Below are 14,373 nucleotides of genomic sequence, written 5' to 3' on the forward strand. Positions count from 1 at the left end.
GGCGGCGGGGGCGCCGGTGCTCGGGCCCACCGTGGCGCCGGCCGGCATGGTCGTGCCGGAGGCCGGGCTCGCGGCGGCGACCGTCCCACCGCCCATGCCGAGCACCTTGGCGTTCACCTTGCCGCCGTGGCCGAGCACCCAGGCGTTGAACTTGGGCTGGTCCACCACGTCGATCTCGATGGGCATGAAGGCGTGGTCCACGCCGCAGAGCTCCGAGCACTGGCCGTAATAGATGCCCGTCTTCTCGGCCTTGAACCAGGTCTCGTTGACCTTGCCGGGGATGGCGTCGGTCTTCAGGCCGAAGGCGGGGAGGGCGAAGTCGTGGATCACATCGGCGCCTGTGACCAGCACCCTCACCGTCTTGCCCACCGGCACCACCAGCGGATTGTCCACGCCCAGGCGATAGGGCTTGCCGACAGCCTCGGCCTTGGCCTCAGGCAGGATCAGTGAGTCGAAGGTGAAGGCGCCATGATCGGGATAGGCATAGTTCCAGTACCACTGGTTACCGGTCACCTTCACCGTCATGTCGGGCCTAGGCATGTCGTGATAGGCGTAGAGCAGCCGGAACGAGAAGATGGCGATGAACATCAGGATCAGCACCGGCGCGGCGGTCCAGGCGATCTCGACTGTCGTGTTGTGGGTGAAGTTCGAAGGCGTGGGGTTCTTTCCCTTGCGGAACCTCACGCAGACATAGACCAGCAGCGCCAGCACGAACACGCAGATGGCCGTGATGATCGGCATCAGGATGTCGTTGTGGAAGAAGATGACCGAGCGCTTCAGCTGGTCGCCGGCGGGTTGCATGTTGATGCCGCCAGGCGTCGGCTGGCCGAGCAGGTCCGTGGCGCGGGCGCTCGCAGCTCCCATTGCGTAGGCGGCGGTGGCCGCCAAAGCGCTCAGCCGAAGGCGGACGGGCGTAAACCGAGAGGCGCCCCTGCCTGCCGCAGTCTTATCTCTCACAGCCGATCAGCTCCGATGATGCGCCGTCGCGCGACGGCGGTCCGGTGCGGACGCGCCGGACCGCACGGTGTTTCCATCGAGCCCTTAGACCCTCGCCGCCGGGTTGCCAAGGGAGGCGAGACCGTCCTCCATCGACCCGAGATCACCCGGTTAACATAGGTTCCGCAGCAAAGCCCGCGACCTCGTCCAGCAAGGCCTTGGAGGCTAGCTCGACGATCTCGCGACCCTTCTCCGGACTGGCTTGGGCGGGGTCGGAGCCCATGCGGCCATCGGGATAGCGGGTGCGGAAGTCGGCGGCTTCACGAATAGGTCCGGTAGGGGCGATCCGGGGCGCGTAGGTCGCCGACTTGATGGCGTCGGGATAGCCAAACTGTGTGACCGCGACTTCCGACGGGGTGGCGTGGCTACCATGGCCCTCCGGGAAAAGGCGTGAGCACAGGCGCAGCACGCCCGGCAGGTCCCACCAGTTGCGCAGTCTTAGAGAGAAGCCCCGCGGACGGCCGCCATAGCTCGCCTCCGAGTAGACCTCCGAGAAGGCCGCTTCGAGGGTCGCGACGTTCCCGCCGTGGCCGTTCAGATAGTAGATACGTTCGAAGCCGTGGGCGGCCAGGGACAGCGTCCAGTCGCGCAGGGCGGCGATCATGGTGCTCGGCCGCAGGGAGATCGTGCCCGGAAAGCCCAGGTGATGCTGGGCCATGCCCACGGCGAAGGTCGGCGCGACGAGCAGGTCGCCGCCTGCCGCCGACGCGTGATGGGCGATAATCTCCGGGCACATCCAGTCGGTGCCGAGCAGGCCCGTGGGACCGTGCTGCTCGTTGGAGCCGACGGGCACCACCACGGTGCGCGAGCGCTGCAGGAAGGCCTCGATCTCGGGCCAGGTGGACTTGGCGAGCAGCATCAGGCCCCCACGGCTTGCAACGGTAAGGCGGGTGGGTGCGGACGCTCGGCATGGCGCAGCAGGTCGGCGACGGTGATGCGCGACAGCCGTTCGACGGCGGCGGCGTCGGCAGCCTCGATCGCGCCGCGCACCGCATCGGGGATGCGCTCGCCGACGGGGCAGCCTTTCACGCCGGGCGGGGGACAGCCGAAGTTGGCGCAGCCGCCGACCGCCTTCAGCACCTGGTCCAGCCGAACGGATTCAGGACGCGCCAGCAGCCAGGCGCCGCCGGAGGCCCCGGCACGGGTGGCGATCAGGCCGGCGCGGGCCAGCATGGCGGTCACGCGCCGGACCACGACCGGGTTGGTAGGCATGGAGGCGGCCAGCGCCGCGCTTGACACCGCAGCCTGCGGCCCGAACGCGCTGCTGTGCGCCAGGAAGCATAGCGCGTGGGCGGCGACGGGAAATCGTTGACTGTCGGACATCGTCGCCCTTGCGGCTCCGCATCTTAAGTAGCGTGACCGCGCGGTCTATTTAAGGGGGAACCGCAGGGCTGCCCGTGGCGCTTTGTTCCCGAGGACGTTCCACACCTTCGGAGACCAGCTTGACCCCCACCTCCCGTCTACTCACAGCGCTCGCCGCATCCGTAGTCCTTGCCGCCACCTCTGGCGCCGTGCAGGCCCAGCCGCAGGGCCCTGGTGGGCCCGCCGGCCCGCAACAGCCGGACTTTTCGGCAGCGCTGCATCTGCGGCCTGAGCAGCAGGGCGCCTATGCGGCCTTCAAGACCGCCTCGCAGCCCAGCCCTGACGAGATGAGCCGCATGCGCGCCGGCCACCAGGGCCTGTCGTCCCTGTCCACGCCGGCGCGGCTGGACCGGATCGCCTCGACCCTGCGCCTCCAGCAGGAGATGTTCATGCGCTACGCCAACGCCACCCGCACCTTCTACGGCCAATTGTCGCCTGATCAGCAGCACACTTTTGATCAGATCACGGCGCCGCCCACCGGACGCGGTCGCCCGCAAGGCTAGGGGCCGCCTTCGCTGCGTGGATGCGCAACGCCGCAAGGCCAAGGCGGGCGTTGAACCCGCCTTGGCTTTGGAGTATCGCGGCGCGCCGTTGTACGGCGTAATTAGGGCCGTGCGCTCCCATGCGCCGTCCGGAGAACCTTGATGGCGTTGCAGGCCGGAAGCGCCGGCGCAGTCGACCCACTGTGCGGCGAGTTTGCTGGGGTCTGCTCACCACCCTCGGAGGAGTCCCAACACGTCTCGTCGATCCCGGCGGTCGGGAGCGACACCGCCCACCCCCACATCAACAAGGGGCATGGCTACTGGGCGCTGGCGATCGGGTCGCTGGGTGTGGTGTTCGGCGACATCGGGACGAGCCCGCTCTACGCCTTCCAGGTCGCCATGACCCAGGCGTCCCGCGACCAGCTTCGCGACAACGCCGTGCTCGGGGTCGTGTCGCTGGCCCTGTGGGCTTTGCTGCTGGTGGTGACGGTCAAATACGTCATCTTCGTCATGCGCGCCGACAACAAGGGCGAGGGCGGGGTGTTGTCGCTGATGGCGCTTGCGCAGCGCGCGCTCGGGCGGCGCACACGCGCCATCTTCATCCTCGGCCTTATCGGCGCCTCGCTGTTCTACGGCGACGCCATCATCACCCCGGCCATGTCGGTGCTGGGCGCCTTCCAGGGCATGAACGATGTGCCGGCGCTTCACGGCATCGTCAGCGTCCGTGAGATCACCCTCGTCTCCTTCATCCTGCTGGTGGGCTTCTTTATAATACAGGCTCGGGGGACTGCGCGACTTGCGACCTTCTTCGGGCCGATCATGCTGGTGTGGTTCGTTACCATAGCCGCGCTTGGCGTCACCCACATCGCCGACGCGCCGGGAATCCTTGCGGCGGTGAGCCCGCACTACGGCGTGGTGTTCCTGATCCACCACGGGCTGGTGGGCTTCCTGGTGCTGGGCTCGATCTTCCTGACGGTGACGGGGGCGGAGGCGTTGTACGCCGACATGGGCCATTTCGGGCGCTGGCCGATCCAGTCGTCCTGGCTGTTCTTCGCCCTGCCGGCGCTGGCGCTCAACTATTTCGGCCAGGGCGCCTGTGCGCTCAAGGCGCTGCGGTGGGCGCACGCCCATCACCATGCCTTCGTCAACTCCGACTGGTTCTTCGTCATGGCGCCGCCGGCCTTAAGGGCGCCCCTGGTGGTGCTGGCGGTGGCGGCTTCGGTGATCGCCAGCCAGGCGGTGATCTCGGGCGCCTATTCGCTGAGCCAGCAGGCCATCCTGCTCGGCATCCTGCCACGCATGACGGTGACCCGGACCTCGGAGACCCAGTCCGGCCAGATCTACATGCCCCAGGTCAACCGCTTCCTGATGATCGGGGTGCTGGTGCTGGTGGCCGCCTTCCAGACCGCCGACAACCTAGCCGACGCCTATGGCCTGGCGGTGACCGGCACCATGCTGACTACCACCATCCTGGCCTACATCGTGGTGCGCCGGATGTGGAAGTGGCCGCTGTGGCGGGCGGCCCTGCTCTGCACGCCGCTCATCACGCTGGACGTGGTGTTCCTGGCCGCCAATGGGCTGAAGATCGCCTCAGGCGGCTGGTTGCCGCTTAGCCTGGGTCTTTGTCTGTTCATGGTCATGTACACCTGGGTCCGGGGCACTCAGGTGCTGACCGACAAGACCCGGCGCGAGTCGGTGCCGGTGACCGAGCTGATCGAGATGCTGCGCGCCCGCCAGCCTCACCGGGTGCCAGGCACCGCCATCTTCCTGACCTCCGATCCCGACACAGCGCCCGTGGCGCTGATGCACAACCTCAAGCACAACAAGGTGCTGCACGAGAAGAACGTCATCGCCACCGTGCGCATCGCCGAGACGCCGCGGGTGGGCGAGGCGAACCGGGTGGAGATCTCAGCCTTCAACGCCGACTTCCGCCGCCTGGTGATCCACTATGGCTTCATGGAGACGCCGAACGTACCCAAGGCGCTGGGCCTCTGCCGCAAGCAGGGGCTGAAGTTCGACATCATGGCCACCTCCTTCTTCCTCGGGCGGCGTTCGGTCGTGCCGGCGGCGCAGACGGCCATGCCGCTGTGGCAGGACAAGCTGTTCATCTTCCTGCTGAAGAACGGGTCCAACCCCACGGAGTTCTTCAAGATCCCTGCCGGACGCGTGGTGGAGCTGGGCGCCCAGGTGAGCGTCTAGCCGCCGCCTCCGGGCGCGTGTCCAGCCAACACGGTTTCCGCCGCTTCGACGCCTGTCTGGTACGCCCCGTGGCAGGTGGAGAAGGCGTGGGCCGAGCAGGCCTCGCCGGCGAAGAAGATACGGTCCTCCACTGGCCGCCGGAGCGCGGCGCGGGCGCCCGCCTGGCCTGGACGGGCGTGCGAGTAGGCGCCGCGGATGTAGGGATCGGCGCCCCAGCGGCTTTCCGCGATCGGCCGCAGCGCCCGGCGCAGGCTGGAGCCGAACAGGGCCGCCAGCTCGTCGATGGCGAAGGCCGAGAAGGCGCCGGGGGGCTCGGCCTCCAGCGCCTCCGCCAGGTCGCCGCCGAAGAAGCCCTCGATCATCGGCCGCCCGAAGGGTTGCAGGGTATAGCTGCCGGTGTCGGCGGTGGTGGTGCGGCCGGTGACCATCATCTCCACCGGCAGGGCTGCGCGCTCGGCCAGGGCCAGGAAGCACTTGTCCACATGGCCGAGCGGCAGGGCGTCGGCCGCGGCCGCGTGGTCGGGCAGGGGCGGGTCAAAGGCCAGCCGGTCCTCCGACAGGATGGTGGTGGGCACCGCGACAATGACCATGCGCGCCTGCACCTCCCCCGTGGCGGTGGCGAGCCGGAGCGGCGAGCCGGTGCGATCAATGCGCGTCACTGGCGCCTTAAACACGATGGGCAGACCGGCGGCTGTCTGGGCGACCAGGGCGCCGTAGCCCTGCACCACCCGCCAGTTCTCGTCGGTAGGCTGGTAGGCGGCATAGTCGTGCACTGAGATGTCGCGGAACAGAGCGCCGTTATAATAGCTGGAGAAGGCGTCGAGCATGGGCCGCCAGGGCGCCGTGATTTCATCGAACAGCTCCGCCGCCGGTCGGTCGGGCTCGGCGGCTGCAGCCTCGAGTTTCGCCTCGAAAACCTCGAAGGCGCGGCCGAACTCGCGCGCCTGCACGTCCGACATGTTGACGCCGGTCAGGCGGCGCTCCCAGCTCGGCCGTGAGCGGTCGAGTTCGAAGCCTTCGGACTCGGCCAAGGCGACCCAGGGGTTCTGGTCGGCGGAGTGGAGCCAGCCGCAGCCCAGGTCGATGCCTGCGCCCGAACGGCCGGCGAGGGTGTGCGCCCGCCCGCCGGCCCGGTTCGAGGCCTCCAGCACCAGGACCGACAGAGAGCTCGCGGCCAGCCTGCGTGCAGCGCCCACGCCGGCGGCTCCAGCGCCGATCACCGCCACGTCGACGATGCCATCGGCGGGACGGGAGACGGCCGGGTCAGCGCTCATGTCGCGGCCTCATGCCGGAACCTGGCGCGCGCTGGAACATTCAAGCAACATCTGAACCCTGAACACAGGCGATTCATGGCCGATCCGCACGCCGACAACAATCCCAAGACCGAGCCCGATCCCGGCTCCAATACCGAGAAGGACCCTGACGACTGGACCACGGGCGGCGAGCCGATGACCGGCGCCCAGGCCTCCTACCTGAAGACCCTGTCCGAGCAGGCGCACGACGCCGACGCCTTCGAAGAGGGCATCACCAAGGCCGAGGCGTCCAAGCGCATCGACGCCCTGCGCGACAAGGTGGGCTTGGCCGGCCGCTAGACCCACCCCCCGCACCTCCCGGCGAACGCTTGGATCTGGATCATAGAAGGCGGACGTGGGACATCGGCTTTGAACCCACGGAGCGCGACCCTCTACAATCCAGATTCCGGCATCCGCTTGGATCAGCGGGCTTTCGCTGCGCCGCGCGATAGGTCGGTGGGCTCAGGTCTGCAGAAGCGGCGGAGCGACGCCGGGCGAGCCCTTCGCCGACGCCGCCGTCGGGCTCGCCGCCAGGCCGTACAACCGCACCTTCAACGGCCAGAGCACCTTGCCAAGGCCCCGGATCGCCCGGTCGGCGAAGACGACGGCTTCACTTCGGCGGTTTGCAACGATCAGGGCTGCGGCAGCCGAGCCATAGACGACCGCCTGGGCCGACCCGATGGCCATGGTCAGCACGAGCGCCGCCCACGCCCTGTTGCGGACGCGGATCTGGCTGGGGCTCTGACCGTAGCAGAAAGCGCGCTTCAGGGCGTAGCCAACCCGGGCGCGATGGGGCGGCGCGTACTCATAGACCCAGGCGTCCGCCGCCCAGCCGAACCGCAAGCCTTCCCGGCGAAGCCTGGCGAACAGGCGGTCGTCCTCGCCGCCGGTCAGGTCTGCGCGCGTGTCGAAGGGCCCGGGACCTCGAAGCGCCTCCGCCCGGGTCATCATGGCGTTGCCGCAGCCGAACGGATCGGTGATCAGCACGTCGGTGGAGCCGCCTTCACGCGAGAAGAAGTGCTCGAGATAGGGCCTCAGGTCGGGATGCGCGTCCGCCGCGACGCCGCGCACCGGTCCGAAGGTCACGGCCGAGCCCAGCGCCAGATGGGCGCGGCGCAGGTCGCCCAGCCAGGAGGGCGGCGCTTCCTCGTCGTCGTCCAGGAAGGCCACCAGGGGAGAGGTGCTGGCCGCCAGGCCGGCGTTGCGGGCGGTGGCGACGCCTGGCCGCCCCTCGTGCACATAGGTCAGGGCCACGGGGCAGGCGGGTCGCAGCGCCTCCACCACCGCCGCAGCGCAGGCCTCGGGCGAATTGTCCACCACCACGATGCGGGCCATGAGCTCGGCCGCGCGGTCCTGGGCGAACACCGACCGCAGGGCGCGGGTGAGGTTCTCCGGCCTTCGCAGGGTTGGGATCAGCACATCGATTTCGCTCACGACGGCCTCATGCGGCGCGCGCCTTCCGCGACGGTGACGATCTCGAAGTCCCGCGCCACCGCTGCGCCGACCAGCCGTTCGAAGACGGCGGTGGTGCAGCCGTAGGGGGTGAAGCCGTCCGCCACCCCATGTGTGTACAGGATCAGCCACGCCTTGCGGCGGACCGCCTGGTCCATCCAGTGGAGGGCCGTGGCCTCGCCGTCTTCGCCCTCGACCCCGATCGAGGGGGCCTGGGCAAGGTCGGCGCCCGCTTCGATGACGCCATGGTGGATGGCGCGGGCCAGGCTGAAACGCTCCGCCAGCACCCGCTTGGCGCGCGGACCCACGTCGCCGTAAGGATAGGCGAAGGTCTCTGGCCGCATCAGACCCCAGTTTTCAAGGGTGCGGGTGTTGCGGTCGACGTCGCCGGCTGTGGTGGCGGCGTCGGCCAGGCCGCAGTCCAGGTGCGAGTAGGTGTGGCAGGCGACCTCATGACCGGCGGCCTGGGCGTGCAGCATGTCCGCGCGATCGCCCATCTGGCCGATGTAGCCGGTCTGGCCGGCAGTGCCGGCGCAGACGAAGTAGGTGCCGCGGGCGCCGTACCGCTCCAGCACCCGTGCGCCGGTGGTGAAGGCCGAGACCGGCGCATCGTCGAAGGAGAAGGAGATCAGCGGCGGACCCAGACGGGGTCCCGCCGCCTTGCGGTGCTGCAGCCGCACCAGGCGACGACGGAGCTTGCCCTTCAGGGAAGGATCGGCGTGGTGGGGCTCGAGGTCCATCAGACGACGTCCGCATAGAGGGCTGCACGGTAGAGCTTCATCGCCGCCACACGGGAGCTGAGCGGCGCCCGTTCCTCCAACGCCAGGCGTCTCAGCATGGGTCGCCAAGCGGAGCGGCCCGGCACGGCTTTCAGGAACCGCGCCAGCCGGTAGCTCGGAAAGCGGCGCACCGCCCGGGGGTGCCGGGCCAGGATGCGCGCGAAGTTCGACGGCGACTGTTCGTATTTGCCGGCCAGCGCGGAGGCGGTATCCAGCCCCAGGTGGGTGGCCTGGTTGTCGATGTGGCGGACGCCGTAGCGGGCGGCCACGCGCACGCCCCACTCCGTGTCCTCCCAGCCCCAGCCCTGGAAGGCTTCGTCGAAGCGCTCGCGTTCGAAGACGTCGCGCCGGACCAGCAGGTTGGAGGTCCAGACGTACTTCTCGGGCATGCGTTGGCGCAGGGCGGCGGGAAGGCAGTCGCTGCGCAGGGCTAGCGCCCGGTGCAGGGCGTGCTCGGGGCGACGGGCGGCCTGGTCGACGGAGAAGCCGCCGACGGCCACCGCAGGGTCCTCAGCCGCAATCAGGGCGAGGTAGGCGCTCAGGAAGACCGGGCGGTCCGGCAGCATGTCGCTGTCCAGGAACAGCAGGTGGCGGCCGCGGCTGTGGGCCATCAGCTGGTTGCGGCCGCGGGCGCGGCCGGCGTTGGCGGCGAGCTGGACGAGGCGGGTTGGCAGCGTCAGGGCCATCGCCGCGTCCGCCACCGTGCGGGACAAGACCGGATCGCCCCCCGCGTCGTCCAGCAGCACCAGCTCGACCTCACCCGCCAGGGTGGCGGTTTCTTGGTCGAGGGCCGACAGGAGTGGGCGGGGGTCGTCGCGATAGAACGGGGTCAGCACCGACAGGCGCGGCTCGGCCCCGGCATGGCGCGCGTTGTCCAGCATGCGGGCGCTCACGGCCGCCGTCACGCCGTCACCCGCCGCGCCGTGGCCTTCACCCGCAGGACGTCCATGGCTCGAGCCGCATAGCTGCGGGCGTGGCCGGCATCGAGCGCCAGGGCGGCGAGGCCATAGATCGCGCCGCCGACCAGCGTCTTGGCCGCCAGCTCGCCCAAGCCGCCGCCGGATGGCAGGCGCGAGACGGCCAGCGCCATGAGGCCTGTGGCCAGACCGCTTCGGGCGATGGCGGTCCAGGGGATCGGCAGGCTGACGCCTCCACGCTGCAGGAGGATGGAGACCGCCGCGCCGAGGCCATAGCTGGCGGTGGTCGCCCACATGGCGCCGTCCAGGCCGTAGCGGGGGATCAGCAGCAGGGTGAGGCCGAGGTTGGCGATCGCGGGAACACCGATGGCCACCAGCTGGCGGAAGGTGCGCTGCCCGAGCGTGAAGGCCGTGTTCAGGTAGTGAGCGGTCAGGCCGTAGAAGAGGCCGCTGAGCGCGATCCAGGGGGTCACCCGCGCCGCATCCTGCCGCAGCGCCGGGCCGACCATGAGCTGGGCGAGCGGGTGGGCGACCAGCGCCAGGCCAGCCGCGGCGGGGAAGGCGATCAGCACCATGAAGGACGCCTGCTCGCGGGCGGTGCGCTCCAGCGCCGCCTGGCCGCCGCGTTCGAGCGCGGCGATGCAGGCCGGACCGCCGGCCATGCCGAGCCACATGAACATTACATCGAGCGTGCGGTTGGAGAGGCTGTAGCCGGCATGGTAGGCGCCCACCGTGGCCTCGTTCATGTAGGCAGCCAGCACGAAGCGGTCGGTGGTGGCGAGCGCTAGACCCATGAGCAGGGACAGCGAGATCGGCAGGCCGTAGGCGGCGTAGCGGCGCAGTCGCTCCGCCTCGAAGCGGCCCTGGCGGGCGGGGCGGAGTTCGCTCGGCAGGGCGAACAGCAGACAGGCCGCGCTGGCGACACCGGCGCCGAGCAGGGGGGAGGCGCCGCCCAGGTGCAGGATGGCGAAGACGGCGCCCAGCGCGAATCCGCCGCCGGTCTGGGCCATGTCAAAGACGGCGTACCCTCGGACTTCGCCCGCCGCCCGCCTGCGCTCCTGGGCCATCTTCAGCAGGCTGCGGGCGGTGATGGAAACCAGGCCTGCGCCCATGGCCAGCTTAAGCGGAGCGCTGATCGGCAGCAGCAGGAGCAAGGCGCCGGCGACCAGCGGCAGCGCCACCGCCATGGCGGCGAAGGCGCGGTACAGGGTGGCGTACAGGCCGAGCCGGCCTGCCTCGTCTTCGGCGGCGTAGAAGCGCGCCATGGCCGACTCCAGCCAGACGAACAGGCAGGTGTAGACGACGCTGGTGACCGAGAAGGCCAGCGCATAGTCGCCGTACTGCGACGGGCTCAGCATGCGGGTGAAGACCACGATGGCGCCGAAGCCCGCCACCGCCTGCACCACGTTCACCGGCAGGTAGCCGAGCACGCCCCTCCAGAACATGGGCTCAGCGCACCGCCTCGCCGTCGCCCAGCAGGCGCGGCACGGTCATGGCTAGGATGTAGAGGTCGAGCCAGAAGGACTGCCGCTCAATGTAGTCGACGTCGAGCTCGACCCGGCGGCGAACCTCCTCGGCGGTGTTCACGGGACCCCGAGAGCCGTTGATCTGGGCCCAGCCGGTGATGCCGGGTTTCATCCGATGGCGCCAGGCGTACTCGGCCACAAGGCGGTGGCTGTCCTGACCGGCGGTCTTCATGCCGATGGGGTGTGGGCGGGGCCCGACCAGCGACATCCGTCCCTGCAGCACGTTGATGAGCTGGGGCAGCTCGTCCAGGCTGGTGTTGCGGATGAAGCGGCCGATGCGCGTCACCCGCTCGTCACCCACCGCCACCTGCCGCGCGCCGGCCTGATCGGTGGCGTCGGTCCGCATGGAGCGGAACTTCCAGACCAGGATCTCCTCATTGTTGAAGCCGTGGCGGCGCTGCCGGAACAGGATAGGGCCGGGGCTGTCCAGCCGCACCAGGAGGGCGATGACGGCCATCACCGGCAGGGCCGCGACCAGCAACAGCGCGCCCGCCAGCAGGTCCTGCGCCCGCTTGGCGAGCTGGCGGCCATCGCGGGCCTTGGCGCCGCGGACGCTGAGGGTGGACCGGGCCAGCCAGGACAGGGTGGTGGATCGGCTACCGGGATCCTCCGCGTCGAGGAACAGGCAGAGCTCGTTCGGCAGCACGTGCAGCCGCTCGATCAGCTCGGCGGTGCGCGCTGGCCCGGCGGCGTTCACCGTCAGCACGATGCGGTCGACATAGGGCAGGATGCGGTGCTGCAGCAGGGCCCTGGTGTCGCCAAGCACCGGCACGCCGTGGATGGTGGTTGGGATGCGGTCAGAGCGATCGTCGAACAGGCCCAGCACCGCGACCTCGCGGGTGCGCAGCGCCGTCTCTATGAGCTTCTGGGCGTTCTCCGTGGCGCCTACGACCAGGATGTTGGGCGTCAGCCGTCCCGCCCGGCGCCAGCGGCGCACACAGGCGAGGCCCCCGGCGTGGGTCGCAGCAATGGCGCCCAGACTCACCAAGCTCCAGCTCAGCGTCGCCGGGCGTGTGGCCGGAACGAGGGCGTTGATCAGCAGAACGGCGAGGATGGCCAGGCCGGTCCCCGCGACGGCGCGAGCCAGCGCCTTCCACATCCGTTCCCCAGGAGCGTAGATGTAGGCTCCCATGCCGGGCAACAGTCCGAACCCCATAACGGCGCCCAGGACGCAGGGCCATAGCTGCGCGAGGTCGGCATGGGAGAGGGTGACCGAAAGCACCAGGGCCACGCCCAAGGCCGCAGCGTCCAGCGCCCGGAACCCCTGGCGCACCATGGCCCCCGTCAGGCGGCTGCGCACCGGGCTGAGCGCTTCAGGACGCAGGGGTCCTCGAGACAGGCGCGTGGCGGCCGGGTCCAGGCGCACGCCCTCGACAACGGGAGCAGCGTGGGCCGGAGAAGGCGATGATGTGCGTGCTGCGACAGCCATGCAAGCCTCGGACTACCCCGAAGCTTTGGCACGGCGAGATAAGCGGCCGGTTAATGCTGGCGCGCAAAACATCCGATGCGCAACCTGAGCGCGCAAAATACGAGCGGAGCCGGATCGGACCCCTCCGGCCCGGCGGAACAGCGCGTCCGTCGAGCCGTTGGCCGAGTCTCCTCTATAGGATGTCGCATGGCCACGTCTGCAGGCTTCGAACACCCCGTCGTCGTCTGGCTCCGGCGTGACCTGAGGCTGGCGGACAACTTGGCGCTCCAGGCGGCGGTGGCGTCCAAGCGTCCCGTCATCGCCCTGTTCATCCTGGAGGATGAGCCGCCGGTGCGCGGTTCCGGCGCGGCGGGCCTGTGGTGGCTGGACAAGTCCTTGAGGGCCCTGGCTGCGGACCTGGAGGGACGGGGATCGCGGCTCTTGCTCAGGCGCGGCGAGGCGCGGTCCGTGCTGGATGCGGTTATTGAGGAGACCGGCGCGGGGTCGGTGATCTGGAACCGCAGCTATGAGCCTCCGATGGACGCGCGGGACCGGAACCTGGCTGAAGCGCTGCGGACGCGCGGCCTTGAGGTCTGCAGCTGCGAGGGCAAGCTGCTGCTCGACCCCGGCCAGGTGCGCACCAAGACCGGGGGTCCCTACGGGGTCTTCACGCCCTTCTGGCGCACCGCGAGCGGTATGATCCCGCCGCTCGATTTGCAGGGGGCCCCCAAGGTCATACGCGCATCCAAGGTCCAGCCCCGGTCCGAGGCGCTGGAGGCGTGGGGGTTGCACCCGTCGCACCCGGACTGGTCCGGCGGCTTCGGCTGGACTCCGGGGGAGGCGGGGGCGAAGGCCGCTCTCGACGCCTTCCTGACCGACAAGCTGGCGACCTATCCCCACGATCGCGATCGTCCGGCGGTGGATGGCAGTTCGAGGTTGTCGCCCCACCTCAACTGGGGCGAGATCACGCCCCGCCAGATCCATTGCACGGTGCAGGCGCGGCTGGCCGCCCATGGGCTGGAGACCCAGGCGCAGAAGTTCCTGAGCGAGCTCGGCTGGCGCGAGTTCGACTATGGTCTCCTGGCCCAGCAGCCCGCCCTGCACCAGGCGCCCTTCAAGCGCGCTCTGTCCGGCATCGAGTGGCGCAAGAGCCCGTCAGATCTGGAAGCCTGGCGTCGCGGATGTACCGGCTATCCCATCGTGGACGCCGGCATGCGCCAGCTGTGGAGCCTGGGCTGGATGCACAACCGGGTGCGCCTGATCACCTCCTCATTCCTGGTCAAGCACCTGCTGATCGACTGGCGCGAGGGCGAGGCCTGGTTCTGGGACTGCTTGGTGGACGGCGATCCGGCCAACAACCCCGCTAATTGGCAGTGGATCGCAGGCACGGGCGCGGACGCCCAGCCCTTCTTCCGCATCTTCAATCCGGTGACCCAGGGCGAGAAGTTCGACCCGGACGGTGACTATGTCCGCCAGTGGGTCCCAGAGTTGGCCAAGGCGCACCGCCGCTGGATCCACGCGCCCTGGACGGCGTCGGAGGCGGAGTTGGCGGAAGCGGGCCTAATGCTCGGGCGCGACTATCCCAAGCCGATCGTCGCCCACGAGCAGGCCCGTACCCGGGCGCTGGAGGCGCTGAAGGCCACCCGTCAGGCGGCCTGATCAGGTGACGGTTCAGGTCCAGGTAGCCCGACGCTCGACCTTTTTTCTCTCCCTTGAGCGGAGAGCGGCAGGAATGGGACGTTCGCGCCGATGTTGACGCAGAAGGCGTGGAGGGCGTCTCGCGAGCTTCCGCAACGATGCCGCACTCCATTGCGGCCTCATGGGGGCAAGGGGCGACAGGCGATAACGCGCGTCCCTCCCGGCGAGAGAGGTCATAAGTCGGCCTAATACCAGCCGCCTGAAGCCCTGACTCCCGGCAGGGATTCCCAAGGAGCGCGGAACGTGAGTCGATGAGGGCTCA

13 protein-coding genes are annotated in these 14,373 nt (G+C 69.5%); 4 read left to right on the plus strand and 9 right to left on the minus strand.

The window, feature by feature from the left end:
• From coxB to HUV06_RS08870, 3 genes are all read right to left on the minus strand, one after another.
• A partial coding sequence (gene coxB, locus HUV06_RS08860; protein WP_371811036.1) for a cytochrome c oxidase subunit II occupies positions 1 to 888 on the minus strand: 888 nt, incomplete at its 3' end.
• A 211-nt stretch (positions 889 to 1,099) separates the two neighbouring features.
• Complete coding sequence (locus HUV06_RS08865; protein ID WP_174300911.1) at positions 1,100 to 1,855, minus strand: creatininase family protein; 756 nt, start codon at positions 1,853 to 1,855, stop codon at positions 1,100 to 1,102.
• On the minus strand, positions 1,855 to 2,319 hold the full coding sequence (locus tag HUV06_RS08870; protein ID WP_174300912.1) for an Rrf2 family transcriptional regulator: 465 nt from the start codon (positions 2,317 to 2,319) through the stop codon (positions 1,855 to 1,857). Before HUV06_RS08870 ends, HUV06_RS08865 begins: the two co-directional genes overlap by 1 nt.
• A 119-nt stretch (positions 2,320 to 2,438) precedes the next feature.
• Here HUV06_RS08870 and HUV06_RS08875 point away from each other — a divergent pair, with 119 nt between their 5' ends.
• Positions 2,439 to 2,861 carry a Spy/CpxP family protein refolding chaperone gene (locus HUV06_RS08875; protein WP_174300913.1) on the plus strand — a complete coding sequence of 141 codons (423 nt, stop codon included), beginning with the start codon at positions 2,439 to 2,441 and terminating at the stop codon, positions 2,859 to 2,861.
• A gap of 141 nt (positions 2,862 to 3,002) precedes the next feature.
• Positions 3,003 to 5,039, plus strand: a complete 2,037-nt coding sequence (locus HUV06_RS08880; protein ID WP_174300914.1) for a potassium transporter Kup — start codon at positions 3,003 to 3,005, stop codon at positions 5,037 to 5,039.
• On the opposite strand, the gene HUV06_RS08885 is transcribed toward HUV06_RS08880, so the two are convergent.
• Positions 5,036 to 6,313 carry an NAD(P)/FAD-dependent oxidoreductase gene (locus HUV06_RS08885; protein ID WP_174300915.1) on the minus strand — a complete coding sequence of 426 codons (1,278 nt, stop codon included), beginning with the start codon at positions 6,311 to 6,313 and terminating at the stop codon, positions 5,036 to 5,038. The two genes, HUV06_RS08880 and HUV06_RS08885, sit on opposite strands and share 4 nt — an antisense overlap.
• Before the next feature lie 75 nt (positions 6,314 to 6,388).
• On the opposite strand from HUV06_RS08885, the gene HUV06_RS08890 reads away from it, so the two are divergent.
• Positions 6,389 to 6,631 carry a DUF3072 domain-containing protein gene (locus tag HUV06_RS08890; protein ID WP_174300916.1) on the plus strand — a complete coding sequence of 81 codons (243 nt, stop codon included), beginning with the start codon at positions 6,389 to 6,391 and terminating at the stop codon, positions 6,629 to 6,631.
• 162 nt (positions 6,632 to 6,793) lie between these two features.
• On the opposite strand, the gene HUV06_RS08895 is transcribed toward HUV06_RS08890, so the two are convergent.
• The 5 genes from HUV06_RS08895 to HUV06_RS08915 are packed head-to-tail and all read right to left on the minus strand — an operon-like array spanning position 6,794 to position 12,305.
• A complete protein-coding gene (locus tag HUV06_RS08895) occupies positions 6,794 to 7,765 on the minus strand; it encodes a glycosyltransferase family 2 protein (protein ID WP_174300917.1) in 972 nt (323 codons plus the stop codon).
• Complete coding sequence (locus HUV06_RS08900) at positions 7,762 to 8,523, minus strand: polysaccharide deacetylase family protein (RefSeq protein WP_174300918.1); 762 nt, start codon at positions 8,521 to 8,523, stop codon at positions 7,762 to 7,764. Before HUV06_RS08900 ends, HUV06_RS08895 begins: the two co-directional genes overlap by 4 nt.
• The gene (locus HUV06_RS08905; RefSeq protein ID WP_305793639.1) at positions 8,523 to 9,467 is read right to left on the minus strand and encodes a glycosyltransferase family A protein; all 945 of its coding nucleotides are present in this window, start codon (positions 9,465 to 9,467) and stop codon (positions 8,523 to 8,525) included. The genes HUV06_RS08900 and HUV06_RS08905 overlap by 1 nt, the downstream gene beginning before the upstream one ends.
• Positions 9,464 to 10,924, minus strand: a complete 1,461-nt coding sequence (locus HUV06_RS08910) for a lipopolysaccharide biosynthesis protein (protein ID WP_174300919.1) — start codon at positions 10,922 to 10,924, stop codon at positions 9,464 to 9,466. Before HUV06_RS08910 ends, HUV06_RS08905 begins: the two co-directional genes overlap by 4 nt.
• A gap of 4 nt (positions 10,925 to 10,928) precedes the next feature.
• Positions 10,929 to 12,305, minus strand: a complete 1,377-nt coding sequence (locus HUV06_RS08915; protein ID WP_254600996.1) for an exopolysaccharide biosynthesis polyprenyl glycosylphosphotransferase — start codon at positions 12,303 to 12,305, stop codon at positions 10,929 to 10,931.
• A gap of 315 nt (positions 12,306 to 12,620) precedes the next feature.
• Between HUV06_RS08915 and HUV06_RS08920 the strand changes: the two genes are divergently transcribed.
• Entirely contained in the window at positions 12,621 to 14,072 is a 1,452-nt protein-coding gene (locus HUV06_RS08920; RefSeq protein WP_174300921.1) for a deoxyribodipyrimidine photo-lyase, read from the plus strand.
• The last annotated feature ends 301 nt before the right edge of the window (positions 14,073 to 14,373 follow it).

It is taken from the genome of Caulobacter sp. S45, from assembly GCF_903642205.1.
GTDB lineage: Bacteria > Pseudomonadota > Alphaproteobacteria > Caulobacterales > Caulobacteraceae > CAHJWH01.

Coding starts and splice junctions, on each gene's coding strand:
- HUV06_RS08865 (WP_174300911.1), bottom strand. CDS start 1,855: ATGCTGCTCGCCAAGTCCACCTGGCCCGAGATCGAGGCCTTCCTGCAG.
- HUV06_RS08885 (WP_174300915.1), bottom strand. CDS start 6,313: ATGAGCGCTGACCCGGCCGTCTCCCGTCCCGCCGATGGCATCGTCGAC.
- HUV06_RS08890 (WP_174300916.1), top strand. CDS start 6,389: ATGGCCGATCCGCACGCCGACAACAATCCCAAGACCGAGCCCGATCCC.
- HUV06_RS08880 (WP_174300914.1), top strand. CDS start 3,003: ATGGCGTTGCAGGCCGGAAGCGCCGGCGCAGTCGACCCACTGTGCGGC.
- HUV06_RS08920 (WP_174300921.1), top strand. CDS start 12,621: ATGGCCACGTCTGCAGGCTTCGAACACCCCGTCGTCGTCTGGCTCCGG.
- HUV06_RS08870 (WP_174300912.1), bottom strand. CDS start 2,319: ATGTCCGACAGTCAACGATTTCCCGTCGCCGCCCACGCGCTATGCTTC.
- HUV06_RS08900 (WP_174300918.1), bottom strand. CDS start 8,523: ATGGACCTCGAGCCCCACCACGCCGATCCTTCCCTGAAGGGCAAGCTC.
- HUV06_RS08910 (WP_174300919.1), bottom strand. CDS start 10,924: ATGTTCTGGAGGGGCGTGCTCGGCTACCTGCCGGTGAACGTGGTGCAG.